This window comes from Halomonas sp. H5 (genome assembly GCF_050613175.1).
Classification (GTDB): domain Bacteria; phylum Pseudomonadota; class Gammaproteobacteria; order Pseudomonadales; family Halomonadaceae; genus Bisbaumannia; species Bisbaumannia salifodinae.
Window position 1 is genome coordinate 3,906,182 of sequence record NZ_CP192510.1, and the last position, 26,691, is coordinate 3,932,872.

The 26,691-nt window shown below is 65.1% G+C and carries 37 protein-coding genes; 6 read left to right on the forward strand and 31 right to left on the reverse strand.

The genetic code is table 11. The features are described 5' to 3' along the window. Nucleotides 1–159 precede the first annotated feature (159 nt). The 3 genes from ACQ1W9_RS18085 to phrB all read left to right on the forward strand — a co-directional run bounded on the left by ACQ1W9_RS18085 (nucleotide 160) and on the right by phrB (nucleotide 2,938). Complete coding sequence (locus ACQ1W9_RS18085) at nucleotides 160–531, forward strand: sirohydrochlorin chelatase (RefSeq protein ID WP_431024579.1); 372 nt, start codon at nucleotides 160–162, stop codon at nucleotides 529–531. Further along, nucleotides 528–1,433: a MerR family transcriptional regulator gene (locus ACQ1W9_RS18090; protein ID WP_346062943.1), complete on the forward strand. Its 906-nt coding sequence runs from the start codon at nucleotides 528–530 to the stop codon at nucleotides 1,431–1,433. Before ACQ1W9_RS18085 ends, ACQ1W9_RS18090 begins: the two co-directional genes overlap by 4 nt. A gap of 86 nt (nucleotides 1,434–1,519) precedes the next feature. After that, entirely contained in the window at nucleotides 1,520–2,938 is a 1,419-nt protein-coding gene (gene phrB / locus ACQ1W9_RS18095) for a deoxyribodipyrimidine photo-lyase (RefSeq protein WP_431024580.1), read from the forward strand. 128 nt (nucleotides 2,939–3,066) lie between these two features. On the opposite strand, the gene ACQ1W9_RS18100 is transcribed toward phrB, so the two are convergent. Further along, entirely contained in the window at nucleotides 3,067–4,935 is a 1,869-nt protein-coding gene (locus ACQ1W9_RS18100; protein WP_431024581.1) for a putative bifunctional diguanylate cyclase/phosphodiesterase, read from the reverse strand. Between the two features lie 184 nt (nucleotides 4,936–5,119). Between ACQ1W9_RS18100 and fabA the strand changes: the two genes are divergently transcribed. Beyond that, complete coding sequence (gene fabA / locus ACQ1W9_RS18105) at nucleotides 5,120–5,635, forward strand: 3-hydroxyacyl-[acyl-carrier-protein] dehydratase FabA (RefSeq protein ID WP_346062940.1); 516 nt, start codon at nucleotides 5,120–5,122, stop codon at nucleotides 5,633–5,635. 13 nt (nucleotides 5,636–5,648) lie between these two features. Beyond that, complete coding sequence (gene fabB / locus ACQ1W9_RS18110; protein WP_346062939.1) at nucleotides 5,649–6,866, forward strand: beta-ketoacyl-ACP synthase I; 1,218 nt, start codon at nucleotides 5,649–5,651, stop codon at nucleotides 6,864–6,866. A gap of 102 nt (nucleotides 6,867–6,968) precedes the next feature. Here fabB and ACQ1W9_RS18115 read toward each other — a convergent pair whose 3' ends face one another. The 4 genes from ACQ1W9_RS18115 to ACQ1W9_RS18130 form a co-directional block, all read right to left on the reverse strand. Further along, nucleotides 6,969–7,745, reverse strand: a complete 777-nt coding sequence (locus ACQ1W9_RS18115) for a lysophospholipid acyltransferase family protein (RefSeq protein WP_346062938.1) — start codon at nucleotides 7,743–7,745, stop codon at nucleotides 6,969–6,971. Further along, a complete protein-coding gene (locus ACQ1W9_RS18120; RefSeq protein ID WP_346062937.1) occupies nucleotides 7,742–8,611 on the reverse strand; it encodes a sugar nucleotide-binding protein in 870 nt (289 codons plus the stop codon). The genes ACQ1W9_RS18115 and ACQ1W9_RS18120 overlap by 4 nt, the downstream gene beginning before the upstream one ends. A 37-nt stretch (nucleotides 8,612–8,648) precedes the next feature. Then, nucleotides 8,649–9,296, reverse strand: coding sequence for a single-stranded DNA-binding protein (gene ssb, locus ACQ1W9_RS18125; RefSeq protein ID WP_431024582.1), 648 nt, complete (start codon nucleotides 9,294–9,296; stop codon nucleotides 8,649–8,651). An 85-nt stretch (nucleotides 9,297–9,381) separates the two neighbouring features. After that, nucleotides 9,382–10,755 (reverse strand): MFS transporter, encoded by a 1,374-nt coding sequence (locus ACQ1W9_RS18130; RefSeq protein ID WP_431024583.1) that lies wholly within the window; start codon nucleotides 10,753–10,755, stop codon nucleotides 9,382–9,384. 166 nt (nucleotides 10,756–10,921) lie between these two features. Here ACQ1W9_RS18130 and uvrA point away from each other — a divergent pair, with 166 nt between their 5' ends. Continuing rightward, nucleotides 10,922–13,783 carry an excinuclease ABC subunit UvrA gene (uvrA, locus tag ACQ1W9_RS18135; protein WP_431024584.1) on the forward strand — a complete coding sequence of 954 codons (2,862 nt, stop codon included), beginning with the start codon at nucleotides 10,922–10,924 and terminating at the stop codon, nucleotides 13,781–13,783. Nucleotides 13,784–14,085: 302 nt separating this feature from the next. On the opposite strand, the gene rplQ is transcribed toward uvrA, so the two are convergent. The 26 genes from rplQ to rplD form a co-directional block, all read right to left on the reverse strand. Further along, nucleotides 14,086–14,478, reverse strand: coding sequence for a 50S ribosomal protein L17 (rplQ, locus tag ACQ1W9_RS18140; RefSeq protein WP_195861422.1), 393 nt, complete (start codon nucleotides 14,476–14,478; stop codon nucleotides 14,086–14,088). Nucleotides 14,479–14,517: 39 nt separating this feature from the next. Further along, nucleotides 14,518–15,516 (reverse strand): DNA-directed RNA polymerase subunit alpha, encoded by a 999-nt coding sequence (locus ACQ1W9_RS18145; RefSeq protein ID WP_431024585.1) that lies wholly within the window; start codon nucleotides 15,514–15,516, stop codon nucleotides 14,518–14,520. A gap of 75 nt (nucleotides 15,517–15,591) precedes the next feature. Continuing rightward, nucleotides 15,592–16,212 (reverse strand): 30S ribosomal protein S4, encoded by a 621-nt coding sequence (gene rpsD / locus ACQ1W9_RS18150; protein WP_195861420.1) that lies wholly within the window; start codon nucleotides 16,210–16,212, stop codon nucleotides 15,592–15,594. A 12-nt stretch (nucleotides 16,213–16,224) separates the two neighbouring features. Next, complete coding sequence (rpsK, locus tag ACQ1W9_RS18155; protein ID WP_146803714.1) at nucleotides 16,225–16,611, reverse strand: 30S ribosomal protein S11; 387 nt, start codon at nucleotides 16,609–16,611, stop codon at nucleotides 16,225–16,227. Nucleotides 16,612–16,651: 40 nt separating this feature from the next. Further along, complete coding sequence (rpsM, locus tag ACQ1W9_RS18160; protein ID WP_146803715.1) at nucleotides 16,652–17,008, reverse strand: 30S ribosomal protein S13; 357 nt, start codon at nucleotides 17,006–17,008, stop codon at nucleotides 16,652–16,654. Nucleotides 17,009–17,133: 125 nt separating this feature from the next. Continuing rightward, the gene (rpmJ, locus tag ACQ1W9_RS18165) at nucleotides 17,134–17,247 is read right to left on the reverse strand and encodes a 50S ribosomal protein L36 (protein WP_008959154.1); all 114 of its coding nucleotides are present in this window, start codon (nucleotides 17,245–17,247) and stop codon (nucleotides 17,134–17,136) included. 29 nt (nucleotides 17,248–17,276) lie between these two features. Then, a complete protein-coding gene (secY, locus tag ACQ1W9_RS18170; protein WP_346062932.1) occupies nucleotides 17,277–18,608 on the reverse strand; it encodes a preprotein translocase subunit SecY in 1,332 nt (443 codons plus the stop codon). Further along, nucleotides 18,609–19,043, reverse strand: coding sequence for a 50S ribosomal protein L15 (gene rplO / locus ACQ1W9_RS18175; RefSeq protein ID WP_195861417.1), 435 nt, complete (start codon nucleotides 19,041–19,043; stop codon nucleotides 18,609–18,611). A gap of 3 nt (nucleotides 19,044–19,046) precedes the next feature. Continuing rightward, complete coding sequence (gene rpmD, locus ACQ1W9_RS18180) at nucleotides 19,047–19,229, reverse strand: 50S ribosomal protein L30 (RefSeq protein WP_146803718.1); 183 nt, start codon at nucleotides 19,227–19,229, stop codon at nucleotides 19,047–19,049. Nucleotides 19,230–19,235: 6 nt separating this feature from the next. Then, nucleotides 19,236–19,736, reverse strand: coding sequence for a 30S ribosomal protein S5 (gene rpsE, locus ACQ1W9_RS18185; RefSeq protein WP_346062931.1), 501 nt, complete (start codon nucleotides 19,734–19,736; stop codon nucleotides 19,236–19,238). A 12-nt stretch (nucleotides 19,737–19,748) separates the two neighbouring features. Continuing rightward, entirely contained in the window at nucleotides 19,749–20,099 is a 351-nt protein-coding gene (gene rplR / locus ACQ1W9_RS18190) for a 50S ribosomal protein L18 (RefSeq protein ID WP_346062930.1), read from the reverse strand. A 9-nt stretch (nucleotides 20,100–20,108) separates the two neighbouring features. Next, a complete protein-coding gene (gene rplF, locus ACQ1W9_RS18195; RefSeq protein ID WP_431024586.1) occupies nucleotides 20,109–20,639 on the reverse strand; it encodes a 50S ribosomal protein L6 in 531 nt (176 codons plus the stop codon). 9 nt (nucleotides 20,640–20,648) lie between these two features. After that, on the reverse strand, nucleotides 20,649–21,041 hold the full coding sequence (gene rpsH, locus ACQ1W9_RS18200; protein WP_346062928.1) for a 30S ribosomal protein S8: 393 nt from the start codon (nucleotides 21,039–21,041) through the stop codon (nucleotides 20,649–20,651). Nucleotides 21,042–21,071: 30 nt separating this feature from the next. After that, complete coding sequence (gene rpsN, locus ACQ1W9_RS18205; protein WP_346062927.1) at nucleotides 21,072–21,377, reverse strand: 30S ribosomal protein S14; 306 nt, start codon at nucleotides 21,375–21,377, stop codon at nucleotides 21,072–21,074. Nucleotides 21,378–21,387: 10 nt separating this feature from the next. Further along, a complete protein-coding gene (gene rplE / locus ACQ1W9_RS18210; protein WP_195861413.1) occupies nucleotides 21,388–21,927 on the reverse strand; it encodes a 50S ribosomal protein L5 in 540 nt (179 codons plus the stop codon). 18 nt (nucleotides 21,928–21,945) lie between these two features. Next, nucleotides 21,946–22,260 (reverse strand): 50S ribosomal protein L24, encoded by a 315-nt coding sequence (gene rplX / locus ACQ1W9_RS18215; RefSeq protein ID WP_146803725.1) that lies wholly within the window; start codon nucleotides 22,258–22,260, stop codon nucleotides 21,946–21,948. A gap of 14 nt (nucleotides 22,261–22,274) precedes the next feature. Beyond that, nucleotides 22,275–22,646: a 50S ribosomal protein L14 gene (gene rplN / locus ACQ1W9_RS18220; RefSeq protein ID WP_010626476.1), complete on the reverse strand. Its 372-nt coding sequence runs from the start codon at nucleotides 22,644–22,646 to the stop codon at nucleotides 22,275–22,277. A gap of 55 nt (nucleotides 22,647–22,701) precedes the next feature. After that, nucleotides 22,702–22,962: a 30S ribosomal protein S17 gene (gene rpsQ, locus ACQ1W9_RS18225; RefSeq protein WP_195861455.1), complete on the reverse strand. Its 261-nt coding sequence runs from the start codon at nucleotides 22,960–22,962 to the stop codon at nucleotides 22,702–22,704. Between the two features lies 1 nt (nucleotide 22,963). Continuing rightward, nucleotides 22,964–23,155 (reverse strand): 50S ribosomal protein L29, encoded by a 192-nt coding sequence (rpmC, locus tag ACQ1W9_RS18230; RefSeq protein WP_346062926.1) that lies wholly within the window; start codon nucleotides 23,153–23,155, stop codon nucleotides 22,964–22,966. Next, on the reverse strand, nucleotides 23,155–23,568 hold the full coding sequence (gene rplP / locus ACQ1W9_RS18235; RefSeq protein WP_346062925.1) for a 50S ribosomal protein L16: 414 nt from the start codon (nucleotides 23,566–23,568) through the stop codon (nucleotides 23,155–23,157). The genes rpmC and rplP overlap by 1 nt, the downstream gene beginning before the upstream one ends. A 15-nt stretch (nucleotides 23,569–23,583) precedes the next feature. Continuing rightward, on the reverse strand, nucleotides 23,584–24,282 hold the full coding sequence (gene rpsC / locus ACQ1W9_RS18240) for a 30S ribosomal protein S3 (RefSeq protein ID WP_146803729.1): 699 nt from the start codon (nucleotides 24,280–24,282) through the stop codon (nucleotides 23,584–23,586). Between the two features lie 11 nt (nucleotides 24,283–24,293). Beyond that, nucleotides 24,294–24,626: a 50S ribosomal protein L22 gene (rplV, locus tag ACQ1W9_RS18245; protein ID WP_010626471.1), complete on the reverse strand. Its 333-nt coding sequence runs from the start codon at nucleotides 24,624–24,626 to the stop codon at nucleotides 24,294–24,296. A gap of 18 nt (nucleotides 24,627–24,644) precedes the next feature. Continuing rightward, on the reverse strand, nucleotides 24,645–24,920 hold the full coding sequence (gene rpsS / locus ACQ1W9_RS18250) for a 30S ribosomal protein S19 (RefSeq protein WP_346062923.1): 276 nt from the start codon (nucleotides 24,918–24,920) through the stop codon (nucleotides 24,645–24,647). A gap of 22 nt (nucleotides 24,921–24,942) precedes the next feature. Continuing rightward, nucleotides 24,943–25,770 carry a 50S ribosomal protein L2 gene (rplB, locus tag ACQ1W9_RS18255; protein WP_146803731.1) on the reverse strand — a complete coding sequence of 276 codons (828 nt, stop codon included), beginning with the start codon at nucleotides 25,768–25,770 and terminating at the stop codon, nucleotides 24,943–24,945. Between the two features lie 17 nt (nucleotides 25,771–25,787). Next, the gene (gene rplW, locus ACQ1W9_RS18260) at nucleotides 25,788–26,084 is read right to left on the reverse strand and encodes a 50S ribosomal protein L23 (RefSeq protein ID WP_146803732.1); all 297 of its coding nucleotides are present in this window, start codon (nucleotides 26,082–26,084) and stop codon (nucleotides 25,788–25,790) included. Continuing rightward, nucleotides 26,081–26,686 (reverse strand): 50S ribosomal protein L4, encoded by a 606-nt coding sequence (gene rplD, locus ACQ1W9_RS18265; RefSeq protein ID WP_146803733.1) that lies wholly within the window; start codon nucleotides 26,684–26,686, stop codon nucleotides 26,081–26,083. Before rplD ends, rplW begins: the two co-directional genes overlap by 4 nt. Nucleotides 26,687–26,691 lie beyond the last annotated feature (5 nt).

Consider the following 26,691-nt stretch of genomic DNA (forward strand, 5'->3'; position numbering starts at 1 on the left):
CTCATTCACCGCCGCCGGAACCGTGCCATATCCTCCCTTGCCACCCTCGGAGCCGGCCCGGGCCCTTGCGGCGGCGGCTGAACGCCTGGCGCTTCGGCCACCACCAGGGCCGGGCACTGGCCGAATGACGGCTCCCGCTTCGCTGATTGGAGGCACTCGATGTCCCACGCCCTGATCCTGCTTGCCCACGGTTCCCGCGACCCGCGCTGGCAGGCGCCCTTCGCCACCCTGGCCGAGACTCTCGCCCAGCGCCTGAGCACGCCGCTGCGCCTGGCCTATATGGAACTCTGCGAGCCCTCACTGGAGGCCAGCGTGGCCGAGCTGGCCGCCAACGGCATCACCCGCATCGATATCCTGCCGCTGTTCTTCGCCGCCGGCCGCCATCTGCGCGAGGACGTGCCTGGCCAGGTGGAATCGCTGGAGGCGCGGCATCCCGAACTGCGCCTTTCGCTGCTGGCGCCGGTGGGGGAGCATCCCGCCTTCGTCGAGGCCCTGACCACCATTATCCATGAGCGTGCGAGGTCGTCATGACGCTACAGGCCACCCACCCCAGCGACACCCCGCTCTACCCGATCCGCGAGGTCTCCCGCCTCACCGGCGTCAATGCCGTGACCCTGCGCGCCTGGGAACGCCGCTACGGGCTGATCCGCCCCCAGCGCACGCCCAAGGGGCACCGCCTCTATACCCGCGAGGATATCGAGCGCATCGAGCGCATCCTGCAGTGGCTCAATCGCGGCGTGCCGGTCAGCCAGGTGACCGAGCTGCTCGACCAGCCCGAGCGGGTCGAGGCGCCGGCCCCCGGCGCCGGCGACTGGCCCGAGCAGCGCCAGCAGATGGCCGCCGCCGTGGAGAGCCTCGATCTCGACCGCCTGGAGGGGCTCTACCAGCAGGCCCTGGCCCTCTACCCCATGGCCACCTGCCTGGAGGAGCTGCTGACGCCGGTGGTAACGAGCCTGGAGGAGGGCTGGGAGGAGCAACTGGGGGCCTGCCTGCAGCGCCGCACCCTGGAGTCCTTCCTGCGCACCCGGGTCGGCATCCGTCTCTACCACGCCAATCGCGGCAATACGGGGCCCTGGCTGGTGATCAGCCACCTGCCGGAGGCCAAGGGCCCGCTATGGGACCTGCTCGCCGCCCTGGCCGCCAGCGACGCCGGCTACCGGATCCACCTGCTGGATGGCCCCCTGCCCTTCGGCGAATGGCCGCTGGCCACGGAGCGCCTCAAGGCGGCGGCCCTGGTGCTGTGCAGCGGCCAGGCGGAGCGCGCCGACCTGATTCGCCGTCAGCTGCCGCGCCTGGCGGAGCAGCTCTCGGTGCCCCTGGGGCTGTGCGGCCCGGTGGCACGCATTCGCGCCGGCGAACTGGAGGCCACCCGGGTCGCCCTGCTGGGCGAGACGCCCCAGGCCGCCATCCAGGCGCTGGGCGAGCGACTCTAACCAGGCGATGCCTCTGAAGGGGCGCTGGGAGCCCCGGGGCTCGATACCCCCGAGACAAGTGCGATGCCTGAAAACAAGGAGGTTGAATGTCCGCTCCCCCCGTCCTGGTCTGGTTTCGCAACGACCTGCGTATTCACGATCACCGCGCCCTGGCCGCGGCGGCCCGCCAGGGGCCCGTGGTGGGCGTCTTCCTGCACTGCCCCGAGCAGTGGCGCGCCCATGATCATGGCGCCAACCGCCTCGACTTCCTGCGCCGCGGCGTCAGCGCCCTGGCCGATGACCTGGCCGGCCTCAATATTCCCCTGCTGCAGCGGGATATCGGCGACTTCGCCGCCGCCCCCGAGGCACTGGGCGCCATCGCCGAGGCGCTCGGTGCCAGGCGACTGCACTTCAACCACGACTACCCCCTGGACGAGGCGCGCCGCGACCAAGCCGTCACCCGGGCCCTGGAGGCCCGCGGCATCCGGGTCAGCGGCCACCACGACGGCGTGGCCTTCGCCCCCGGCGAGCTGCTGACCGGCCAGGGCGAGCCCTACAGGGTCTTCACTCCCTTCAGCCGCGCCTGGCATCGCCACCTGGAGGCCGAGCGCCTGGCCCTCTCCCCCACCCCCGCGGTGCAGGCGCCACTGGCCATCGACGGCGAGCCCCTGCCGCCGCGCCCCGCCATGCCGGACGAGGCCGTGGTGGCCAGCCGCTGGCCCGCCGGCAGCCGGGCCGCCGAGGCGCGGCTCAGCCGCTTCCTGCGCTACCGCGGGCGCCACTACCAGGCACAGCGCGACTTTCCCGCGGTGGCCGGCACCAGCGAGCTCTCCCCCTACCTGGCCCTGGGGATGCTCTCCCATCGCCAGTGCCTGCAGGCGGTGCTGACGGAGAACCACGGCCGACTGGCGGAGGGCGATACGGGCCTGGCGGCCTGGGTCAATGAGCTGGTGTGGCGGGAGTTCTATCGGCATATCGTCGCGGCCTTCCCGGCGGTCTGCCGCCATCGCGCCTTCCAACCGCATACCGAGGCGCTGGCCTGGCGGGACGACGAGGCGGCCTTCCGGGCCTGGTGCGCGGGGCGCACCGGCTACCCCATCGTCGATGCCGCCATGCGCCAGCTGGTCTCCAGCGGCTGGATGCACAACCGGCTGCGCATGATCAGCGCCATGTTCCTCAGCAAGCACCTGCTGATCGATTGGCGCCGCGGCGAGGCCTTCTTTATGCGCCACCTGGTGGATGGCGACTTCTGTGCCAATAACGGCGGCTGGCAGTGGGCCGCCTCCACCGGCACCGATGCGGCCCCCTACTTCCGCATCTTCAATCCCACCACCCAGTCGCGGCGCTTCGATCCCGACGGTCGCTTTATCGCCGACCTGGTACCGGAGCTGTCCGAGGTGGCGTCCAAGCAGCGCCATGATCCCCCCGAGGCGGAGCGCCGCGCTCACGGTTATCCCACCCCCATCGTCGAGCACAAGGCCGCCCGCCAGCGCGCGCTGGAGGCCTTCTCCGCCCTGGAGCGCTGATTCCCAGGCCGATTCTCGAAGGCAGGATATCCCACGGCCCGGGGAGATAAACTACCGCTGGTGCGTCCATATCCCGGGAGACTACACAACGCAGCGCGCCGCCCTGGGGCGACGCAGTAACTTACCCATCAGCGGGCCTGGACCGCCTCCTCGAGAGCCGGTGAGGCCGGCGGGGCGCTGGGCGGCGCCAACCAGGCCGCCTCCACATCCGCCGCCGACATGGGGCGCGAGAACATAAAGCCCTGCACCAGGGGACAGCCGTGGCTGGCCAGATACTCCAGCTGGGGCTTCTCCTCCACCCCCTCGGCCACCACCTCCAGCCCCAGGCCCTCGGCCATGGCCAGCACCGCGGCGACGATGGCGGCATCGGCCTGATCCTCCGGCAGCGAGCGCACGAAGGCACGATCGAGCTTGAGCTTGTCCACCGGCAGGCGCTTGAGGTAGCTCAGCGAGGAGTAGCCGGTGCCGAAGTCGTCGATGGCGATCTGATGCCCCCGCTCCTGCAACGCCGAGAGACGCGGATAGATATCCCCCGCCCGCTCGTCCAGCAGCACCGACTCGGTGAGCTCCAGTCCCAACAGCCGGGGCGGCACCTTGAATTCGCTGAGACAGGCGGCCAGCTGCGCCTCCAGGTCGCCCTGGATCAGCTGCAGCGCCGAGATATTGACCCATACCGGCACCGCCGGCATGCCGGCACGCCGCCAGCTCGCCAGCTGCCCCACCGCCTGCTCGATCACCCAGCGCCCCAGGGAGACCATCAGGCCATGACGCTCCGCCAGGGGAATGAAGTCCGCCGGCGAGACCATGCCCAGCTCCGGGTGGCGCCAGCGCAGCAGCGCCTCGAAGCCCACCAGCTCGCCGCTGTCGATGCGGTGCTGGGACTGGTAATGCAGCTCCAGTTGGGTGCCGGTGGCCAGGGCGTTGCGCAGGGCGTTGACCAGCCCCAACTGGTGGTCCCCCGCCACGTCCAGGGCCGGCCGGAAGCGCTGGTGCTGATTGCGCCCATGACGCTTGGCGGTATACAGCGCCGACTCCAGGCGCTGGAAGAGCACCCCCGCGTCGCGACCATCCTCCGGGGCCCGGCAGCTACCGATGGTCATGCCCAGGCGCAGGGTCTGCCCCTCCAGCTCGAAGGGCATGCCCAGGTGATCGCGCAGCTCCTCGACCCAGCGATCATGGTCATCGAAGGTGGTGGTGCGCATCACCAGGAATTCGTCGCCGCCGATCCGCCCCACCACGCCGCCGGCTACCTGGCGCGCCAGGCGCTGGGCGAAGCTGGCCAACAGGCGATCGCCCTTGTCGACCCCCAGGGCATCGTTGACCGACTTGAAGGCGTCGATATCGATCAGCGCCATGTCCAGCGCCTCGCCGGCACGCAGGGAGCGCAGCCGTGAGCCCATCAGGTCGTTCAGGCGGCGACGATTGGGCAGGCCGGTGAGCGGATCCTCGAAGCCGATGCGCTGCAGGTCCTGCTCCCGGGCCTTGTGGCGGGAGATATCGGTGAACAGGGAGACATAGTGGGTGATGCGCCCCCTGGCGTCGGCCTGTACCTGGACCCGCAGCCATTCCGGGTACTGGTCGCCATACTTGCGCCGGCTCCACACCTCGCCCTCCCAGCGCCCCTGCCCCTGGAGGGCCTGGCGGAAGCGCTCGTCGAAGGCCTTGTCCTGGCGCTCGGAGGCGAGCATCGACATGGGCTTGCCCAGCACCTCCTCGGCGCCGTAGCCGGTGATGCGGGTGAAGGCGGGATTGATGGCGACGATGCGGTTATTGGCATCGCAGACCACCACGCCATCGGCGGAGAGCTGCAGGGCGCTCTCCAGCAGCTGGCGTCGCCGCCCCTCCCGGGTGACCTGGCGCCACAGGTCCATCAGGCCCAGCAGCATGATGACCATGGCCGCCAGGCGCAGCCAGAGGTTGGGCAACCAGCCGATGGCCGCCATGGCGATCAGGCCGCCCCAGATCAGGGGGCGGTCGAGAGAAAAACTAGGCCACATAGGAACGACCCGGCGAGTGAAAGAGTGTGGTGACAGGCGCCACCCTTAAGAGAAACTATCGGCGCTTGATGAGCAAGCTTTAATCTGCTCTAGCCTCAACGTGCAATCACCGCCGCCGGAAAGTAGAATGCCAAGTGCCGTGATGCATGCGGCCTATAAAAACTGCGACTCTCGGAACGACTCTGTGATCAAGCAACACTCCTTCAGCCGCGATGAGCTGCTGGCATGCAGCCAAGGTGAACTCTTCGGCCCGGGCAATGCCCAGCTGCCGGCACCCAATATGCTGATGCTCGACCGTATCACCCATATCCACGAGGAGGGCGGTGAGCACGGCAAAGGCGAGCTGATCGCCGAGCTCGATATCCGTCCGGACCTGTGGTTCTTCGACTGCCACTTCCCCGGCGACCCGGTGATGCCCGGCTGCCTGGGCCTGGATGCCATGTGGCAGTTGGTCGGCTTCTACCTGGGCTGGCTGGGCCACCCGGGTCGCGGCCGCGCCCTCGGCTGTGGCGAGGTGAAATTCACCGGCCAGATCCTGCCGGATGCCCAGAAGGTCACCTACCGGATCAATATCAAGCGCATCATCACCCGGCGCTTGATTCTCGGCATCGCCGACGGCACCGTTTCCGTCGACGGCCGTGATATCTATCAGGCCAATGACCTGCGCGTCGGCCTGTTTACCTCCACCGCGAATTTCTGACCAGGAGGCTCCCATGCGACGAGTGGTAGTCACCGGCTTGGGCATCGTGTCCTGCCTCGGTAACGACCGTCATCAGGTGCTCGAGGCGCTCCAGACCGGGCGCTCCGGTATTCGCTTCAAGGATGAATACGCCGAACGTGGCTTCCGCAGCCAGGTGGCCGGCGTCGTGGATATCGACCTGGATGCCCTGATCGACCGCAAGCTGCGCCGCTTCATGGGCGACGCGGCCGCCTACGCCTATGTCTCCATGGCCCAGGCCATCGAGGACTCGGGCCTGACCCCGGAGATGGTCTCCAACGAGCGCACCGGCCTGATCGCCGGTTCCGGCGGCGCCTCCAGCGCCAACCAGGTGGAGGCCGCCGACGTGATGCGCGAGAAGGGCCTGCGCCGGGTCGGCCCCTACCGGGTCACCCGCACCATGGGCAGTACCGTCTCCGCCTGCCTGGCCACGCCGTTCAAGATCAAGGGCGTCAACTACTCCATCTCCTCCGCCTGCGCCACCTCGGCCCACTGCATCGGCAGCGCCGTGGAGCAGATCCAGCTGGGCAAGCAGGACGTGGTCTTCGCCGGCGGCGGCGAGGAGGAGCACTGGACCCTGTCGTGCCTCTTCGATGCCATGGGCGCGCTTTCCACCCAGTACAACGAGAGCCCGGAGAAGGCCTCCCGCCCCTATGACCAGGCCCGCGACGGCTTCGTCATCGCCGGCGGCGGCGGCATGCTGGTGCTTGAGGAACTGGAGCACGCCAAGGCGCGTGGCGCCAGGATCTATGCCGAAGTCGTCGGCTACGGCGCGACCTCGGATGGCCATGACATGGTCGCCCCCTCCGGCGAGGGTGCGGTGCGTTGCATGCGCCAGGCCATGGCCGGCGTGGATGGCCCTATCGACTACATCAATACCCACGGCACCTCCACGCCGGTGGGCGACGTGGCCGAGCTCAAGGCGATCCGCGAGGTCTTCGGCGATACCACGCCGGCGATGAGCTCCACCAAGTCGCTGACCGGCCACTCCCTGGGGGCCACCGGCGTGCAGGAAGCGATCTACTCGCTGCTGATGATGGAGAACGATTTCATCGCCGCCTCCGCCAACGTCGAGGCCCTCGACGAACAGGCCGATGGCTTCGATATCGTCACCCAGCGTCGCGATAGCGTGGCGGTCAAGCGGGTGCTCTCCAACAGCTTCGGCTTCGGCGGCACCAACGCCTGCCTGGTGCTGGAGAAGTTCGAGGGCTAAGGCCTCTCGCCCCAACGCAAAAGCGGCGCCCCATGGGCGCCGCTTTTGTATGGTTGCTTGAGCACCGGGGTCAGCCCCCTGCTGCCATATCACCTGGGCCGGTCACTCCTGCACCCTGGCCGTGGATTCGGCCCCGCCGGGGGCTGCCCCCGCGGGGCTCGGCCGCGGCACCTCGGAGATTTCCGCCAGGCGCCCTTCGATCCAGGCTTCCACCTCCACCAGCACCTCCTCGGGGGTGCGGCCTACGGTGGCGATGGGCTCGCCCACCTCCAGGCGCAGGGTCCCCGGGTTCTTGACCCAGTGCCGCCCCGGCCAGCGCTCCCCGGCATTATGGGCCACCGGCACCACCGGCATCCCGGCGCGACAGGCGATCACCGCCCCGCTCTTGTTGTAGCGCTTGCGGTGTCCCGGAGCCACCCGGGTGCCCTCCGGGAAGATCAGCACCGAGAGCCCCTCCTCCAGGCGCTGCCTGCCCTGACTCAGCACCTGTTTCATGGCCCGAGCCGGCCTGGAGCGATCCAGGGCGATGGGATGCAGCAGGCGCAACCCCCAGCCGAAGATGGGAATCCGCAGCAGCTCCTGCTTGAGCACCGTGCAGACCGGCGGCTTGAGAATCTGCAGGTAGATGGTCTCCCACTCGCACTGGTGGTTGGCCAGGATGACGCAGGGCCCCGGCGGCAGGCGGTCCAGCCCCTCGATCTCGTAGCGCACCCCGCAGGCCAGGCGAAACCAGGCCAGGATAAAGTGGTTGTAGAGGTTGAGCAGGCGATAGCGATCACGCAGCGGCAGCAGGGGCGACAGCGGCAGGAAGAGCACGCCGCAGACCAGCATGGCCAGGAAGTAGCCGGCATAGAAGAGCAGGCTGCGAGCCAGGTTCATGCCTCCACCTCCCGGCGCGCCTTGCACCACTCGTCGAGCATCCGTCCCACCTCCAGGCGCCAGGGCTTCTGGTGGACCCCGAAGGCCTCCAGCACCCGGCGGCAGTTGAGCACCCGGCGCAACGGCTGGTCGTGGTGGTGATTCAGGGCCTTGATGGGCCCCAGGGCCACCGATTCACCGATCCCCTCCAGGCGGGTCTCCAGTTGGGTGCGCACCAGGGAGGCGAAGGTATAGGCGCTGACCGGCTCGGTGCCCGCCAGGTGGTAGGCGCCCCAGGCCTCGGCCCCGCAGTGCTGCTGCTGCAGCATGCCGAGCAGGGCCATGGCGGCGGCATCCACCGAGGTGGGACAGAAGATCACGTCCTCGGCGGCGCGCACCTGCTCGCCGGCCATCAGCCGCTCGATCAGCTCGCTGAGCCAGGCGCTGCCACCCTCCAGGGCGAACAGCGGCCCCAGCCGTACGATCAGATGCCGGCGATACCCTTCCCGGATACGATCCCCGGTAGTGATCAGGCGTCGCAGGCTCTCGTCCCGGGGCGCCGGAATCACATGCTCGTCGATGGCGGTCTCGAAGCCGTCTTCGTAGAGCTGATCCGAGACGCACCACACCAGGGGCACGCCGGCGGCGGCACAAGCCGCCAGGCAGGACTCCACCGCCTCGGCATGGGCCAAGACCATCGCCGGCTCGGCGCTGATGGGCTGGGTCAGGGGCGGCACCACCAGGGCGTCGGGGCTCACCTCCGCCAACCGCTCGGCCGTCAGGTCGAGCCCCGGCTCCACCACCAGCTCGGTATCACCGCGACGACTGGCCAGGCGCACCAGCGCCAGGCTCAGGCAGTGCCCGGCATCCAGGATCAATAGCTTCACTCAACGCTCTCCGCTGCCCATCGATGCGCTTCGTTGCTTAGAACGGGATCTCGTCATCGAAGTCATCGAAATTGCCCGGGTTGGGCGCCCCATAGTTGTTGCCCTGACCGCCCTGGGCGGGGGGCTGCTGGGCCGGCGGCTGCTGCGGCGCCCGCTGGGGCTGCGGCTGCGCGGGCTGCTGACCATAGCCGCCCTGCTGGGGGGCCGGTTGAGGCGCCGGCTGGGCGGCGGGCTGCTGGGGGGCATTGCCGTAGCCACCGGGCTGGCCGCCATAGCCACCGCCCTGCTGGGGCATGCCGCCACCGTAATTGCCCTGCTGCGGGTAGTCGCCGCCCTGGCCACCGCCGCCACGGCTGTCGAGCATCTGCATGTCGTTGCCGACGATCTCGGTGGTATAGCGATCCTGGCCGTCCTGCCCCTGCCACTTGCGGGTCTGCAGGCGCCCCTCGATATAGATGCGCGAGCCCTTCTTGACGTACTGCTGTGCGATCTCCGCCAGCTTGTTGAAGAGCACCACGCTATGCCATTCGGTGCGCTCCTGACGCTGGCCGCTCTGGCGATCGGTCCAGCTGTCGGTGGTGGCGATGCGCAGGTTGGCCACCGGGTTGCCGGAGGGCAGGAAGCGCACTTCCGGATCCTGTCCCAGGTTGCCGATGATGATGACCTTGTTGACACCACGGGCCATAATTGACTCCTCGCTTGGGGAGCGCGGAACGGCGCTCCCGAAAGTTCCAGTGGGGTCCCGGCGCCGGTATGGCACCGCGAGCCCGCTACGATTTGCGTTGTTTCCCGGCCACCCGGGCCAGGGCATCGCTGTCGAGCCGCTGGCGGTCCACCTTGAGGTAGGCGACCCGCTCTTCCGGTACGACCAGTACATCCTCGACGCCGGCCACCTCGGCCAGGCGCTCCATCAACGAATCCAGGGCGTCATGGGGCTCGTCCTCCAGCGCCACCACCTCGCTGGAGAGGTGGGGCGGCGGCGCCATGCCGGCGATCAGGCCCAGCCATAGCAGGCCGATCAGGGCGCAGCCATAGAAGACCGCCTCCAGCCCGCCCCACTGCACCAGGGCGCCGCCCAGCACCCCGCCCAGGAAGGCCCCCAGGAACTGGCCGGTGGAGTAGACCCCCATGGCGGTGCCCTTGGCGCCGGCGGGCGCCAGCTTGCTGAGCATCGACGGCAGGGTCGCCTCGAGCAGATTGAAGGCCACGAAGAAGCCCAACAGCCAGCCCATCAGCGCCCAGCGTCCGTCGCCGGCCAGGCCCAGCCCCAGGCTACACAGGCCGAGACCGGCCACCGCCAGCAGGAACATCGTCTTCATGCGATGGCGCTTCTCGGCGATGATCACCAGCGGCACCATGCCGACGAAGGCCAGCCCCATGATGCCAAGATAGACCCACCCATGATGCTCGACCGCCAGGCCCGCGTCGAGCAGGCGCAGCGGTATCGCCACGAATAACGCCATCAGCACCAGATGCAGGGCGAAGATCGAGAAATCCAGGCGCAGCAGGTCGGCGCGCCCCAGCACGGCACGCAGCTGGGCACGGTCCAGGCCCACGTCGCGATGCCGGCGCTGTGGCGCCTGGGGCACCAGGCGCCACAATACCAGCAGCCCCAGCAGCGACAGCCCGGCGGTCACCCAGAAGACCGCCGCCAGGCCGAAGGCCGCGGCCAGCCAGGGGCCCAATACCATGGCGATGGCGAAGGCCACGCCGATGGAGAGGCCGATGCTGGCCATGGCGGCGGTGCGCACCTCCTCCCGGGTCTGGTCGGCCAGCAGCGCCATGATGGCGGCGGCCACGGCGCCACTGCCCTGCAGGCAGCGCCCCAGGATCACCAGGGCGATGCTCTCGGCCTGGGCCGCCACCAGGCTGCCGAGCAGGAACAGCAGCATGCCGAAGGCGATCACCGGCTTGCGTCCCAGGCGGTCGGAGAGCAGTCCGAAGGGAATCTGCAGCACCGCCTGGGTCAGGCCATAGCCGCCCAGGGCCAGGCCGATCAGCAGCGGCGTGGCGCCCTCCAGCTCGCCGGCATAGAGGGCCAGCACCGGCAGCACCATGAACAGGCCCAGCATGCGGGTGGCGTAGAGGCCGGAGAGGCCGACGATGGCACGGCGCTCGGTGGCGCGTAACAGGCGAGAGACCATGCGGGTAACGAATCCAGGAATCGATAGCGACGGCAGGGCCCGCCGTCGTGAAGGACCATATTCTAGCGGCTCGCCCCCATCGGGGGAAAGCGCGAGACAGTGCGGCTTTGCCGGGGCTTCGGGCCAGGCCGTATAATCGAGGTTTTGCACGCACCGCGAGGTGGTAATGGACAGGATCCTGGTGAGGGGCGCACGCACCCATAACCTCAAGCATATCGACGTCGACCTGCCCCGCGACAAGCTGATCGTGGTGACCGGCCTCTCCGGCTCCGGCAAGTCGTCGCTGGCCTTCGACACCCTCTACGCCGAGGGACAGCGCCGCTACGTGGAGTCCCTCTCCACCTATGCCCGCCAGTTCCTGTCGATGATGGAGAAGCCCGACGTCGACCATATCGAGGGGCTCTCGCCGGCGATCTCCATCGAACAGAAATCCACCTCCCACAACCCCCGCTCCACCGTGGGCACCATCACCGAGATCTACGACTACCTGCGCCTGCTGTTCGCCCGCGCCGGCACCCCGCGCTGCCCGGAGCACGGCGAGGCCCTGGAGGCCCAGACCATCTCGCAGATGGTCGACCAGGTGCTGGCCCTACCCGAGGGCAGCAAGCTGATGCTGCTGGCCCCGGTGGTCTCCGGCCGCAAGGGCGAGCACCTGCAGTTGCTCGCCGAGTTGCGAGCCCAAGGCTTCGTGCGCGCCATGATCGACGGCCAGGTGCTGGAGCTGGACGACCTGGCGCCCCTGGACAAGAACAAGAAGCACGATATCAGCGTGGTGGTGGACCGCATCAAGGTGCGCGAGGGGCTGGCCCAGCGCCTGGCGGAGTCCTTCGAGACCGCCCTCAACCTGGCCGACGGCGTGGCCATGGTGCATTTCATGGAGGGCGAGCGGGAGGATATCGCCTTCTCGGCGCGCTTCGCCTGCCCGGTGTGCGGCTACTCCATCTCCGAGCTCGAGCCGCGCATGTTCTCCTTCAACAACCCGGCCGGCGCCTGCTCGAGCTGCGACGGCCTGGGCGTGCAACAGGTCTTCGACCCGGAGAAGCTGATCAGCCACCCGGAGTTGTCGCTCGCCGAGGGAGTCATCAAGGGCTGGGACCGCCGCAGCGTCTACTACTTCAACCAGCTCCAGGCGGTGGCCAAGCACTACCGTTTCGAGCTGGAGACTCCCTGGCAGGAGCTGGCTCGCCACGAACGGGAGGTCATCCTCCACGGCAGCGGCCACGACCCCATCGCCTTCGAGTATGTCGGCGACCGGGGCCGCAAGGTGACCCGGGAGCACCCCTTCGAAGGGGTACTGCCCAATATGCAGCGCCGCTACCGGGAGACCGAGTCGAACTCGGTCCGCGAGGAGCTGGCCCGCTATATCGCCGTCCAGCCCTGCCCCAGCTGCCACGGCTCGAGGCTGCGCAAGGAGGCCCGTCACGTCTATATCGACGAGCGCACCCTGCCGGAGATGGTGCGCCTGCCCATCGGTGAGGCCCGGAGCTACTTCCGCCAGCTGGAGCTCGAGGGGCGCCGCGGCGAGATCGCCGTGAAGATCGTCAACGAGATCCACGCCCGCCTGGAGTTCCTGGTCAATGTGGGCCTCGACTACCTGACCCTGGAGCGCAGCGCCGAGACCCTGTCCGGCGGCGAGGCCCAGCGCATCCGCCTGGCCAGCCAGATCGGCGCCGGCCTGGTAGGCGTCATGTATATCCTCGATGAGCCCTCCATCGGCCTGCATCAGCGCGACAACGACCGCCTGCTCAAGACCCTGGAGCACCTGCGTGACCTGGGCAACACCGTGATCGTGGTGGAACACGACGAAGACGCCATCCGCGCCGCCGACCATGTGCTGGATATCGGCCCCGGTGCCGGCGTGCACGGCGGGCGGATCGTCGCCCAGGGCACCCCGGACGAGGTGACCGCCCACCCCGATTCCCTGACCGGCCAGTACCTGGCCGGCACCCGGCGCATCGAGGTGCCGCCCTGGCGCATCCCCGGCAACCCCCAGAAGGTGCTGCGCCTCACCGGCGCCACCGGCAACAACCTCCAGGAGGTCACCCTGGAGCTGCCCCTGGGGCTGTTCATCTGCGTCACCGGGGTCTCCGGCTCCGGCAAGTCGACCCTGATCAACTCGACGCTGATGCCCATCGCCGCCCGGGAGCTCAACCACGCCACCACCCTGACCCCGGCGCCTTACGCTGGCATCGAGGGGCTCGACCAGCTCGACAAGGTGATCGATATCGATCAGAGCCCCATCGGCCGCACCCCGCGCTCCAACCCGGCCACCTATACCGGCATCTTCACGCCGATCCGCGAGCTCTTCGCCGGCACCCAGGAGGCCCGCTCCCGGGGCTACAAGCCGGGGCGCTTCAGCTTCAACGTCAAGGGTGGGCGCTGCGAGGCGTGCCAGGGCGAGGGCATGATCAAGGTGGAGATGCACTTCCTGCCGGACATCTATGTGCCCTGCGACGTCTGCAAGGGCAAGCGCTACAACCGCGAGACCCTGGAGGTGCAGTACAAGGGCAAGTGCATCGACGAGGTGCTGGGCATGACCGTGGAGGAGGCCCTGGAATTCTTCTCGCCGGTGCCGGCCATCGCCCGTCGCCTGCAGACCCTGATGGACGTGGGCCTCTCCTATATTCGCCTGGGGCAGAGCGCCACCACCCTCTCCGGCGGCGAGGCCCAGCGGGTCAAGCTGGCCCGGGAGCTGGCCAAGCGCGACACCGGCAAGACGCTGTATATCCTCGACGAGCCCACCACCGGCCTGCACTTCGAGGATATCCGCCAGCTGCTGACGGTTCTCCATCGGCTGCGCGACCACGGCAATACCATCGTGGTGATCGAGCACAACCTGGACGTGATCAAGACCGCCGACTGGCTGGTGGACCTGGGCCCCGAGGGCGGGTCCGGCGGCGGGCGGATCATCGCCGAGGGCACCCCGGAGCGGGTCGCCGAGATGGAAGTCTCGCATACCGGGCGCTTCCTCAAGCCGCTGTTGGAGCGCGCCAAGGCCCAGAAGTCCAAGACCAAGGCCACGGCCTGACCGGCCACGCTGGCCAGGAGACAGGCGCCGGAGCGCAGGGGGAGCGAGTATTACCGGGAGCGCTGGGGCCTAGCGCCGCCGCGCGCGGCGCTCGCCAGGGATGGCGAGCGAGCGGGACTCGTGAGGGATTATGTTGTCCCGCGACGCGCAGGCGGCAAGCGCAGCCCCAGGGTTTCGTTCCCGGGATCGCGAGCCCGCGCTGCGGCGCCCCGGACCAAGGCGGTAGGGTAGCGACATAAAAAAAACCGGCCCCCGAAGGGAGCCGGTTTTTCTGTCATTGCCGGGCCGGGGCCCACCGGGGATCACTCCTCGGCGGCTTCCTCGACCTCCTCGACGACCGGACGGTCGACGAGTTCGACGATGGCCATGGGGGCGTTGTCGCCGGTGCGGAAACCGCACTTGAGAATACGGATGTAACCACCCGGACGCTCGACGTAACGCGGACCCAGCTCGTTGAAGAGCTTGCCGACCGCTTCTTTGGAGCGGGTGCGGCTGAAGGCCAGACGACGGTTGGCAACGCTATCCTGCTTGGCCAGGGTGATCAGCGGCTCGATATGACGACGCAGTTCCTTGGCCTTGGGCAGGGTTGTCTTGATCACTTCGTGCTCGACCAGCGAAACGCACATGTTCTTGAACATGGCCTTGCGGTGCGAGCTCGTACGATTCAGGTGGCGACCACTCTTACGATGACGCATGGTTGTGATTCCTTACCAAACTGGGACTCGAGTCGACACTCACGCGGAGGCCTTGTCGTCCTTCAGACTGGCCGGCGGCCAGTTTTCCAGGCGCATGCCCAGGGACAGACCGCGTGCCGCCAACACGTCCTTGATCTCATTCAGGGACTTCTTGCCGAGATTCGGCGTCTTCAGCAGCTCCACTTCGGTACGCTGAATCAGATCACCGATGTAGTAGATGTTCTCGGCCTTCAGGCAGTTGGCACTGCGGACGGTCAACTCGAGATCGTCTACGGGGCGCAGCAGGATGGGATCGATCTGATCCTCTTCCTCTACCACTTCCTGTTCCTTGTCGGCTTCCAGGTCGACGAACGCACTCAGCTGCTCTTGCAGGATGGTGGCGCTGCGACGGATCGCCTCTTCCGGATCCAGGGTGCCATCGGTTTCCAGATCGATGATCAGCTTGTCGAGGTCGGTGCGCTGTTCGACACGCGCGGCCTCGACGGCATAGGAAACACGACGCACGGGGCTGAAGGTCGCATCCAGCTGCAGGCGACCGATGGCGCGTGACTCATCATCCGCACTCTCGCGAGCATCCGCCGGCTCGTAACCGCGTCCGCGGGCGATCTTGAGCTGCATCTTCAGCTCGGCGCCTTCGTTGACGTGGGCGATGACGTGCTCGGGATTGACGATCTCGACATCGTGGTCGACGGCGATATCACCCGCGGTGATGACGGCCGGGCCCTGCTTGTTCAGCGAGAGCACCGCCTCATCGCGGCTATGCATCTTGATCGCCACGTCTTTCAGGTTGAGGAGGATCTCGATCACATCTTCCTGAACCCCTTCGATCGCGCTGTATTCATGCTCGACACCGGCGATCTCGGCTTCCACCACGGCACAGCCGGGCATGGACGAGAGCAGGATGCGACGCAGCGCATTCCCCAGGGTATGGCCGAAGCCGCGCTCGAAGGGCTCGAGCACGATCTTCGCACGATGCGCGCTGATCTCTTCGACCTTGATATCGCGAGGACGGAGAAACTCTGTCACTGAACGCTGCATAAGAACACCTTTCAGGCTGCCAAACGGATACTCGAATTCGATGGCCGGATGCCCTCGGGCATCCGGCGATGCGGCTTACTTCGAGTACAGCTCGACGATCAGGTTTTCGTTGATGTCGGCAGACAAGTCGCCGCGTTCAGGCAGGGCCTTGAAAGTGCCTTCCATCTTCTTGGAGTCGACGTCGATCCAGGCGATATCACCACGGTTGGCGGCGATGGACAGCGCAGTCTGAATGCGCGCCTGGTTCTTGGACTTCTCACGCACGGACACTACGTCACCGGGCTTGACCTGATAGGAGGCCACGTTGACGGTACGGCCGTTGACGGCGATGGCCTTGTGACTGACCAGCTGGCGCGCTTCGGCGCGAGTGGAGCCAAAGCCCATGCGGTAGACGACGTTGTCCAGTCGGGATTCCAGCAGCTGCAGCAGCACCTCACCGGTCGCGCCCTTGCGGCGGGCGGCTTCCTTGTAGTAGCTGCGGAACTGCTTTTCGAGGACGCCGTAGAGACGACGTACCTTCTGCTTCTCGCGAAGCTGCAAGCCGTAGTCGGAAAGACGCTGACGGCGCTGGCCATGCACACCCGGGATCTGCTCGGATTTGCATTTCTTCTCGAAGGGAGTGACACCGCTCTTCAGAAAGAGGTCGGTACCTTCACGACGAGACAGTTTGCACTTCGGTCCAATATAACGAGCCATGAGTCTGTCTCCTTAAACGCGGCGTTTCTTCGGCGGACGGCAGCCATTGTGGGGAATGGGCGTCACGTCGGTGATGCTCTGCACGCGGAAACCGGCGGCATTCAGTGCGCGCACGGCGGACTCACGGCCCGGACCGGGGCCTTTGACCAGCACGTCGACGTTCTTTACACCATACTCGGCTGCAGCGGTCGCTGCACGTTCGCTTGCTACTTGAGCAGCGAACGGGGTGCTCTTGCGAGAACCACGAAAACCCGAACCACCGGCAGTTGCCCAGGAGAGAGCATTGCCCTGGCGGTCTGTGATCGTCACGATCGTGTTGTTAAAAGAGGCATGGATGTGGGCGACCGCATCCACCACCTGCTTTTTCACCTTTTTACGGTTACTACGCGGGTTAGCCATGTTGATGTTTCTTCCTGTCTAAACGCCAGAACGTGCGTAATTATTTGCGAATCGGCTTACGCGGGCCCTTGCGGGTACGCGCATTAGTCTTGGTGCGCTGACCACGCAGCGGAAGACTACGACGATGACGCAGACCACGATAGCAACCCAGGTCCATGAGACGCTTGATGTTCAGCGTCACATCACGACGAAGGTCGCCCTCAACGGTGTACTTGCCGACTTCAGCACGCAGGGTGTCCAGCTCGTCGCTGGAGAGCTCCTGAATCTTGGTAGTCGGCGCGATGCCGGTCGCGGCACAGATGTCCTGTGCACGAGTGCGGCCAATCCCGAAGATATAGGTCAGCGAGATCGCCGCATGCTTGTTGTCCGGGATATTGACGCCTGCAATACGGGCCATCAGCTTTCTCCGAAATTTGAGCGGCTTGCTCGATTGGGTCTACTACAAAAGGCGCAACAGCATACCCCTTTACCCTCGGGAGGGCAAGGGGCATGCCGGCACCGGTGAGTCGCAATCGTCAGGACTTAGCCCTGACGCTGCTTGTGCCGCGGCTCGCTGCAGATGACACGCACGGCGCCATTGCGACGAATGATCTTGCAGTTACGGCACATTTTCTTTACGGAAGCTCGAACTTTCATCGTTCTCTCCAATTCACGTACGGCGCGCCTTAGCGCATGATGCCGCCGCTACCGTAGCCTTTCAGGTTGGACTTCTTCATCACCGACTCGTACTGGTGCGACATGAGGTGCGACTGCACCTGAGCCATGAAGTCCATGATGACCACCACCACGATCAACAGCGAGGTACCGCCGAAGAAGAACGGCACGTTCCACGCCACGATCAGGAACTGGGGCATCAGGGAAACCGCAGTGATGTAGATGGCACCGAAGAAGGTCAGACGGGTCATGACCTTATCGATATAGCGAGCGGTCTGCTCGCCGGGCCGAATCCCCGGCAGGAAGGCTCCCGACTTCTTGAGGTTGTCGGCAACGTCCTTGGGGTTGAAGACCAGCGCTGTGTAAAAGAAGCAGAAGAATACCACCGCCGCGGCGAAAAGCAAGATGTACAGCGGCTGACCCGGCCCCAGGGCCAGGGAAGCCGCCTGCAGCCACTCGAGCCCTTCCCCGGCGCTGACCCACTGCCCCAGCGAGGCCGGGAACAGCAGGATGCTGGAGGCGAAGATCGCCGGGATAACCCCGGCCATGTTCACCTTCAGGGGGAGGTAGCTGCTCTGGCCGGCGTACATCTTGTTGCCGACCTGGCGCCGCGGATAGTTCACGGTGATACGACGCTGACCGCGCTCGATGAACACCACGAAGGCCACGGTGGCCACCCCCAGCACCGTCAGGGCCAGCAGCGGCAGCACGTTCCAGGCGCCTTCGTTGCGGGCCAGCTCGAAGGCCTGCCCCACGGCGCCGGGCAGGCCCGCGACGATACCGGAGAAGATCAGCAACGAGATGCCATTGCCGATGCCCTTCTCGGTAATCTGCTCACCCAACCACATCATGAACACCGCCCCGGCCACGAAGGTGGTAACGGCGGTGAAATAGAAGCTGAAGTCAGCAGTGTAGGCGATGCCCTGCCCCGCCAGGCCGACGGACATGCCGACGGCCTGAACGAAGGCCAGCACCACGGTGCCGTAGCGGGTGTACTGGCTGATCTTGCGACGGCCGGCCTCGCCTTCCTTCTTGAGCTGCTCAAGATGGGGCGAGACCGCGGTCAGCAGCTGCATGATAATCGACGCCGAGATATAGGGCATGATGCCCAGGGCGAAGATGCTCATGCGCTCCAGGGCGCCACCCGAGAACATGTTGAACATGCCCAGGATGGTGCCCTGCTGCTCCCTGAACAAGGCAGCAAGCTGGTCAGGATTGATACCGGGCACGGGGATGTGGGCACCGATTCGGTACACCACGATGGCGAGGAGCACGAAGCGCAGACGCGCCCACAGTTCACTCAGACCGCTGCCCATCGCCGGCATGTTTCCTGACTTAGCCATTTAGTCCTCTACCTTGCCACCGGCGGCTTCGATCGCGGCACGGGCACCCTTGGTGACCTTGAGGCCGCGAACGGTGACCGCCTTGTTCAGTTCGCCGGAGAGGATCACCTTCGCGAATTGCGTGGCGTCCTTGAGCACGTTGGCCTGCTTCAGGGTCTCCAGGGTGACTTCGTCGCCCGCGACCTTGGCCAGCTCGAAGAGGCGCACCTCTTCGGAGACCAGGGACTTCATGGAGGTGAAGCCGAACTTCGGCAGACGCCGCTGCAACGGCATCTGACCACCCTCGAAGCCGGGCTTGACGCTGCCACCGCTGCGAGACTTCTGGCCCTTGTGGCCGCGGCCGCCGGTCTTGCCCAGACCGGAGCCGATGCCACGACCAACACGCTTTTCGGCGTGCTTGGAGCCCGGAGCCGGGCTCAGGCTATTGAGTTTCATGGATTACTCTCCCTCAACACGCACAAGGTAGTTAACCTTGTGGATCATGCCGCGAACGGCAGGGGTGTCTTCCAGTTCGACCGAGTGACCGATGCGGCGCAGCCCGAGGCCTTTCATGGTGGCCTTGTGCTTGGGCAGGATGCCGATGGTGCTGCGGACCTGGGTAACCTTGAGTGTCGCTGCCATGGTGTCTTACCCCGTGATCGCTTCGACAGACAGACCGCGCTTGGCGGCGATGTCTTCCGGCGACTGCATGGAGGTGAGACCCTTGACGGTCGCACGCACCACGTTCACCGGGTTGGTGGAGCCGTAGCACTTGGCCAGGACGTCCTGGACGCCGGCCAATTCGAGCACGGAGCGCATGGCACCACCGGCGATGATCCCGGTACCCTCGGAGGCCGGCTGCATGAACACCTTGGAGGCGCCATGCCGGGCCTTGACCGGGTACTGCAGGGTATGACCCGCCAGGGTCACCTTGACCATGTTGCGGCGCGCCTGGTCCATGGCCTTCTGGATCGCGACCGGCACTTCACGCGCCTTGCCACGACCGAAGCCCACACGACCATTGCCATCGCCCACGACGGTCAGAGCGGTGAAACCGAAGATACGGCCACCCTTGACCACCTTGGCGACACGGTTGACCTGCACGAGCTTTTCCTGCAGATCGCCGTTTTGCTGTTCGTTCTTCGCCATCGTAAAAACCCTTTAGAAATCCAGGCCGCCTTCACGAGCGGCGTCGGCCAGAGCCTTGACGCGACCGTGATACTGGAAGCCAGCACGATCGAAGGCCACCTGGGTGATGCCTGCTTCCTTCGCGCGTTCGGCAATCAGCGCGCCGACCTTGGCGGCGGCGTCGGCATTACCGGTCGCACCCTCACGCAGGGCCTTGTCCAGCGTGGAAGCGCTGGCCAGCACCTTACCACCATCCGGCGAGATGATCTGCGCGTAGATGTGGCGCGGAGTACGGTTGACGCACAGGCGATACACGCCCAGCTCGCGAATCTTGGCGCGAGCGCGGCGGGCACGACGGAGACGAGATTCTTTCTTCGCGTTCATAACCCTGCCTTACTTCTTCTTGGCTTCTTTGCGGCGGACCTGCTCGTCGCCGTACCGGATACCCTTGCCCTTATAGGGCTCGGGCGGACGGAAGGCGCGGATTTCCGCGGCAACCTGGCCGAGCTTCTGCTTGTCCGCGCTCTTCAGCACGATGGTGGTGTTCTTGGGCGTTTCCGCCGTAACACCTTCAGGCAGTTCGTAATCGACCGGGTGGGAGAAGCCCAGTGTCAGGTTCAGCGTCTGGCCCTTGGCCTGAGCCCGGTAACCGACGCCATTGATCTCGAGGGACTTGGTGAAGCCCTCGGACACACCGGTGACCAGATTCTGGACCAGTGCGCGGGTAGTGCCGACCATTGCCCAGCTCTTGGCGGACTCGCTCGGCGTGAAGGTCACCTGGCCCTCCTCCTGACCGATCACCACATCGGGGTGCACGGTCATGGAGAGGGAGCCCTGGCTACCCTTGACGCTCAGCTGGTCACCGTCGAGCTTGAGCTCGACGCCAGCGGGCAATTTAACCGGATATTTGGCTACGCGTGACATTCCAAACTCCTAGAATACGGTGCAGAGGACTTCGCCACCGATACCGGCCTGACGCGCGGCACGGTCGGTCATCACGCCCTTGGAGGTGGAAACGATCGCCACGCCCAGGCCATCGGCGACCTTCGGCAGCGCGTCCTTGCCCTTGTACTGGCGCAGGGACGGCTTGGACACCCGCTGGATGTGCTCGATGACCGGCTTGCCCTCGAAGTACTTGAGGGTGATGCTCAGCTCGGGCTTGGCGCCTTCGGCGACGGCGAAGTCAGAGACATAACCCTCTTCCTTCAATACGCGGGCCAGCTCGACCTTGAGCTTGGAAGACGGCATGGTGACCGTCTCCTTGGTGGCCATCTGCGCATTGCGGATACGGGTGAACATATCCGCCAGCGTATCTTGCATGCTCATTACGTTGCGCTCCTGATGTTTCTACGTGGCTTACCAGCTGGACTTCTTGAGCCCAGGGACATCGCCACGCATGGCGGCTTCACGCAGCTTGTTACGGCCGAGGCCGAACTTGTTGTAGTAGCCGTGCGGACGGCCGGTAACGCGGCAGCGGTTACGCTGACGCACCGGGCTGGAGTCACGCGGCAGCTGCTGCAACTTCAGCGTGGCGTCGAAGCGCTCTTCATCAGAAGCGTTGACGTCATTAATGATGGCCTTGAGAGCCATGCGCTTCTCGGCGTACTTAGCAACGAGCTTGGTACGCTTGAGTTCGCGCTCAATCATGCTTTTCTTTGCCATGATCCCACCCTTATTTCTTGAACGGGAAGTTCAGCGCGCTGAGCAGCGCACGGCCTTCTTCATCGGTGTTGGCAGTGGTGGTGATGGTCACATCCAGGCCACGGACCTGATCGATTTTATCATACTCGATCTCCGGGAAGATGATCTGCTCACGCACCCCCATGGAGTAGTTGCCACGACCGTCGAAGGACTTCGGGTTGAGACCACGGAAGTCACGAACGCGGGGGATCGCGATGTTCACCAGGCGATCCAGGAAGTCCCACATGCGCTCACTACGCAGAGTGACCTTGATCCCGATCGGCCAGCCTTCACGCACCTTGAAGCCCGCGATGGACTTGCGCGCCTTAGTAATCACCGGCTTCTGACCGGAGAGCTTCTCCAGGTCGCCGATGGCGTTTTCGATCAGCTTTTTGTCGCTGGTCGCATCGCCGATGCCCATGTTCAGGGTCACCTTGGTGACTCGGGGCACCTGCATCACGTTGGCGTAGCTGAACTGCTCTTTGAGTTGAGCCACCACCTCGTTCTGATAACGTTCTTTCAAGTTCGCCATTTTGCTACCCGACTCGCGTTAGGCGTCGATCTGCGTCTGCGTCGACTTGTAGATACGTACCTTGGAACCGTCTTCCTTAACCTGGAAGCCGACGCGATCTGCCTTACCGGTCTCCTGGTTGAAGATGGCTACGTTGGACGCGTGAATCGGCGCCTCGCGCTCGACGATACCGCCCTGATTGCCAGCCATGGGATTCGGCTTGGTGTGACGCTTGATCATGTTCACACCGGACACCACGAAGCGGTTTTCGAGAACCCGCTTGACGGTGCCGCGCTTGCCCTTGTCCTTGCCAGCGATGACGATCACTTCATCGTCACGTTTGATCTTTTGCATGTCCGCCTCGCTCCTTACAGCACTTCGGGCGCCAGGGAAATGATCTTCATGAACTTCTCGGTACGAAGCTCACGAGTCACCGGCCCGAAGATACGAGTACCAATCGGCTGCTCGTTGGTGTTGTTCAACAGAACCGCCGCATTGCCGTCGAAGCGGATCAGCGAGCCGTCGGAACGGCGTACACCACTACGGGTGCGAACCACCACCGCCTTCAGCACCTGGCCCTTCTTGACCTTGCCACGCGGGATGGCTTCTTTCACCGTGACTTTGATGATGTCACCGACACGGGCATAGCGGCGATGTGAGCCACCCAGCACCTTGATGCACTGCACCCGGCGCGCCCCGCTGTTGTCGGCGACATCCAGCATTGTCTGAGTCTGAATCATCGGTTTTCTCCAAACCTAATCTGACTGCACTGGTTACGAAGTCGCTTGCCGAGCCTCAGCCCTTGGCCTGCTCGACCACTTCAACCAGCGTCCAGGCCTTCTTCTTGGACAGCGGACGGCATTCCTGAATGGAAACCGTATCCCCAGCCTTGGCCTGGTTCGCCTCATCATGGGCGTGCAGTTTGGTGGAGCGCTTCATGTACTTGCCATAGATCGGATGACGCTCGCGGCGCTCGATCATGACGACGATGGACTTGTCCATCTTGTCGCTCACCACCTTGCCGGTGAGCGTACGGGCTTTCTTTTCTTCGGCCATCTCAGTCACCTGCCTTCTCGTTGAGCACAGTCTTCACGCGGGCGATATCCCGACGGACCTGCTTGAGCAGATGAGTCTGGCTCAGTTGGCCGGTGGCCTTCTGCATGCGCAGGTTGAACTGCTCGCGGAGGAGTTCGAGAAGCTGTGCTTTCAGCTCTTCGACTGACTTTTCACGAATTTCCTGGGCGTTCATCACATCACCGTCCGTTTCACAAAGGTGGTGGAGACCGGGAACTTCTGAGCGGCCAGGCGGAAGGCCTCACGAGCCAGCTCTTCAGAAACACCTTCAATCTCGTACAGGATCCGACCCGGCTGGATCTGGGCGACCCAGTACTCCACGGAGCCCTTACCCTTACCCATACGGACTTCGAGGGGCTTCTTGGAGATCGGCTTGTCCGGGAACACACGGATCCAGATCTTGCCACCACGCTTGACGTGACGAGTGATGGCACGACGACCGGCTTCGATCTGACGCGCGGTCACACGACCACGGCCGGTGGCCTTGAGGCCATATTCGCCGAAGCTGACCTTGCTACCGCGATGTGCCAGGCCACGGTTGCGGCCCTTCATCATCTTGCGGAATTTCATGCGCTTAGGTTGTAACATCGACTCGCTCTCCCCTTACCTGGAACCTTTCTTCTTGGAGGGCGCGGCCTGCGGCTGTTTGGCCTTGGCGCGAACCTCTTCGATGCCCCCGAGGATTTCACCCTTGAAGACCCACACCTTGACACCGATGATGCCGTAGGTGGTCTGAGCCTCGAAGGTGGCGTAGTCGATGTCCGCACGCAGGGTATGCAGCGGAACCCGACCCTCGCGGTACCACTCGGTACGAGCGATCTCGGCGCCACCCAGGCGACCGGACAGCTGCACCTTGATACCACCGGCGCCGAGGCGCATGGCGTTCTGCACGGCGCGCTTCATGGCGCGACGGAACATCACGCGACGCTCCAGCTGGCCGGCGATGTTCTGGGCCACCAGCATGGCGTCCAGTTCCGGCTTGCGAACTTCCTCGATGTTGACGTGCACGGGCACGCCCATCATCGCGGTGACCTCGCGGCGCAGACGATCGACGTCCTCGCCCTTCTTGCCAATCACGATGCCCGGACGGGCGGTGTGAATGGTGATGCGGGCGTTGTTCGCGGGACGCTCGATGGTGATGCGGCTCACGGAGGCGTTCTTGAGACGCTCCTCCAGGAAGCTGCGCACTTCGAGATCGTTATTCAGTTTATCGGCGTAGGCACCGCGCTCGGCGTACCAGACAGAGGTATGGTCTTTGACGATACCCAGCCGAATACCTGTTGGATTGACTTTCTGACCCATCTGGTCGACTCCTACTTCTCGGCTACCTTGACGGTGATGTGGCACGTGCGCTTCAAGATACGGTCCGCACGGCCCTTGGCCCGCGGCTTGATACGCTTGAGCGTCATGCCCTCATCGACACAGATGGTCGAGACACGCAGCTCGTCGATGTCCATGCCGTTATTTTCTTCCGCATTCGCGATGGCGGACTGCAGCACCTTTTTGACCAGCTTGGCGGCCTTCTTCGGTGAGAAGGTCAGCAGGTCGAGTGCTTCGGCGACAGGCTTACCGCGCACCTGGTCAGCCACCAAACGGGCCTTCTGGGCGGATAAACGAGCGCCACGCAGCTTAGCAGTGACTTCCATCTCTCAATCCTCTCTGGCTTACCGTTTGGCTTTCTTGTCCGCCGCATGACCGCGATAAGTGCGGCTTGCAGCGAATTCGCCCAGCTTGTGGCCAACCATTTCCTCGGAGATGTGAACCGGGACGTGTTGGCGTCCGTTATGGACGGCAATGGTGAGCCCAACCATGTTTGGCAGGATCATGGAACGACGCGACCAGGTCTTGATCGGTTTGCGGTCGTTCTTCTCCACTGCAGCCTCAACCTTCTTCAGCAGATGAAGGTCAATAAAAGGACCTTTCTTCAGTGAACGTGGCACAGCCGTTACCCCTTAATGTCTGTTACTTGGCCTTGCGGCGACGAACGATCAGTGCGTCGGTGCGCTTGTTCTTGCGAGTCTTATGACCCTTGGTGGGCACACCCCAGGGAGTGACCGGGTGACGACCACCGCTGGTGCGGCCTTCACCACCACCGTGCGGGTGATCCACCGGGTTCATGGCGACACCGCGAACCGTCGGACGCACGCCACGCCAGCGCTTGGCACCGGCCTTGCCCAGTTGGCGCAGGCTGTGCTCGGAGTTGCTCACCTCGCCCAGGGTGGCGCGGCACTCGGCCAGCACCTTGCGCATCTCGCCGGAGCGCAGACGCAGGGTGGCGTAGTTGCCTTCACGAGCCACCAGCTGAGCGCTGGTACCGGCGCTGCGAGCGATCTGCGCACCCTTGCCCGGCTTCAGCTCGATGCAGTGCACCGTGGAGCCCAGCGGGATGTTGCGCAGCGGCAGGGCGTTGCCCTTCTTGATCGCCGCATTGACCCCAGACTCGAGGGTATCGCCGGCCTTCACGCCCTTGGGCGCGATGATGTAGCGACGCTCGCCGTCCAGGTACTTGAGCAGTGCGATATGGGCACTGCGGTTCGGATCGTACTCCAGGCGCTCGACGACGGCGGGAACGCCATCCTTGGTGCGCTTGAAGTCGATCAGACGATAGTGCTGACGGTGACCACCGCCCACGTGGCGGGTGGTGATGCGACCGTTGTTGTTGCGACCACCGCTGCGAGACTTCTTCTCGAGCAGCGGGGCATAACCACGACCCTTGTGCAGCTCGTCGTTGACAACCTTGATCAGGTGACGACGACCGGCGGAGGTGGGTTTAGTCTTGACTACTGCCATGATCCGTGCTCCTGCCCTTATTCGGTGCCAGAGAAGTCTTCGAGCGTCTCGCCCGCGGCCAGGGTCACGTACGCCTTGCGGTAACCCTTACGCTGGCCGACGCCATGAGCGGTGCGCTTGGTCTTGCCCTTGACGTTCAGGACCTGCACACGGTCGACCTTCTTGCCGAACAGGGCCTGCACGGCCTTCTTGATCTCCGGCTTGGTCGCGTCGTCCGCCACCTTGAACACGTACTGGTTGCGTTCGGCAGCGAAGGCGGCTTTCTCGGTCATGTGCGGACCGAGCAGAACCTTGAATACACGCTCCTGGTTCATGCCAGCTTCTCCTCGAATTTGCGCAGGGCGGAAACGGTAGCCAGCACCTTATCGAAGGCGACCAGGCTCACCGGGTCGGCGGCAGCCACGTCCACCACATCCACGTTGGGGATGTTGCGGGCGGCCAGGTACAGGTTCTCGTCGACCTCTTCGGTGACGATCAGTACCTTCTCCAGCCCCAGCTCGCCGAGCTTGGCAACCAGCTGCTTGGTCTTGGGCGCGTCGACGGCAAACTCTTCGACGGCCACCAGGCGCTCCTGGCGAACCAGCTCGGAGAGAATGGAACGCATGGCCGCACGGTACATCTTGCGGTTGACCTTCTGGGTGTAGTCCTGGGGACGCGCCGCGAAGGTCACGCCGCCACTACGCCACAGCGGAGAACGGATGGTACCGGCACGGGCACGACCGGTGCCCTTCTGACGCCACGGCTTCTTGCCGCCGCCACGCACGTCGGAGCGGTTCTTCTGGGCGCGGGTGCCCTGACGACCACCGGCCAGATAGGCGGTGACCACCTGGTGTACCAGCGCTTCGTTGAATTCTTTGCCAAAGGTGACGTCGGACACTTCGACGGTGCCGGCGCCGGCAGCAAGATTCAGATTCATCGGTG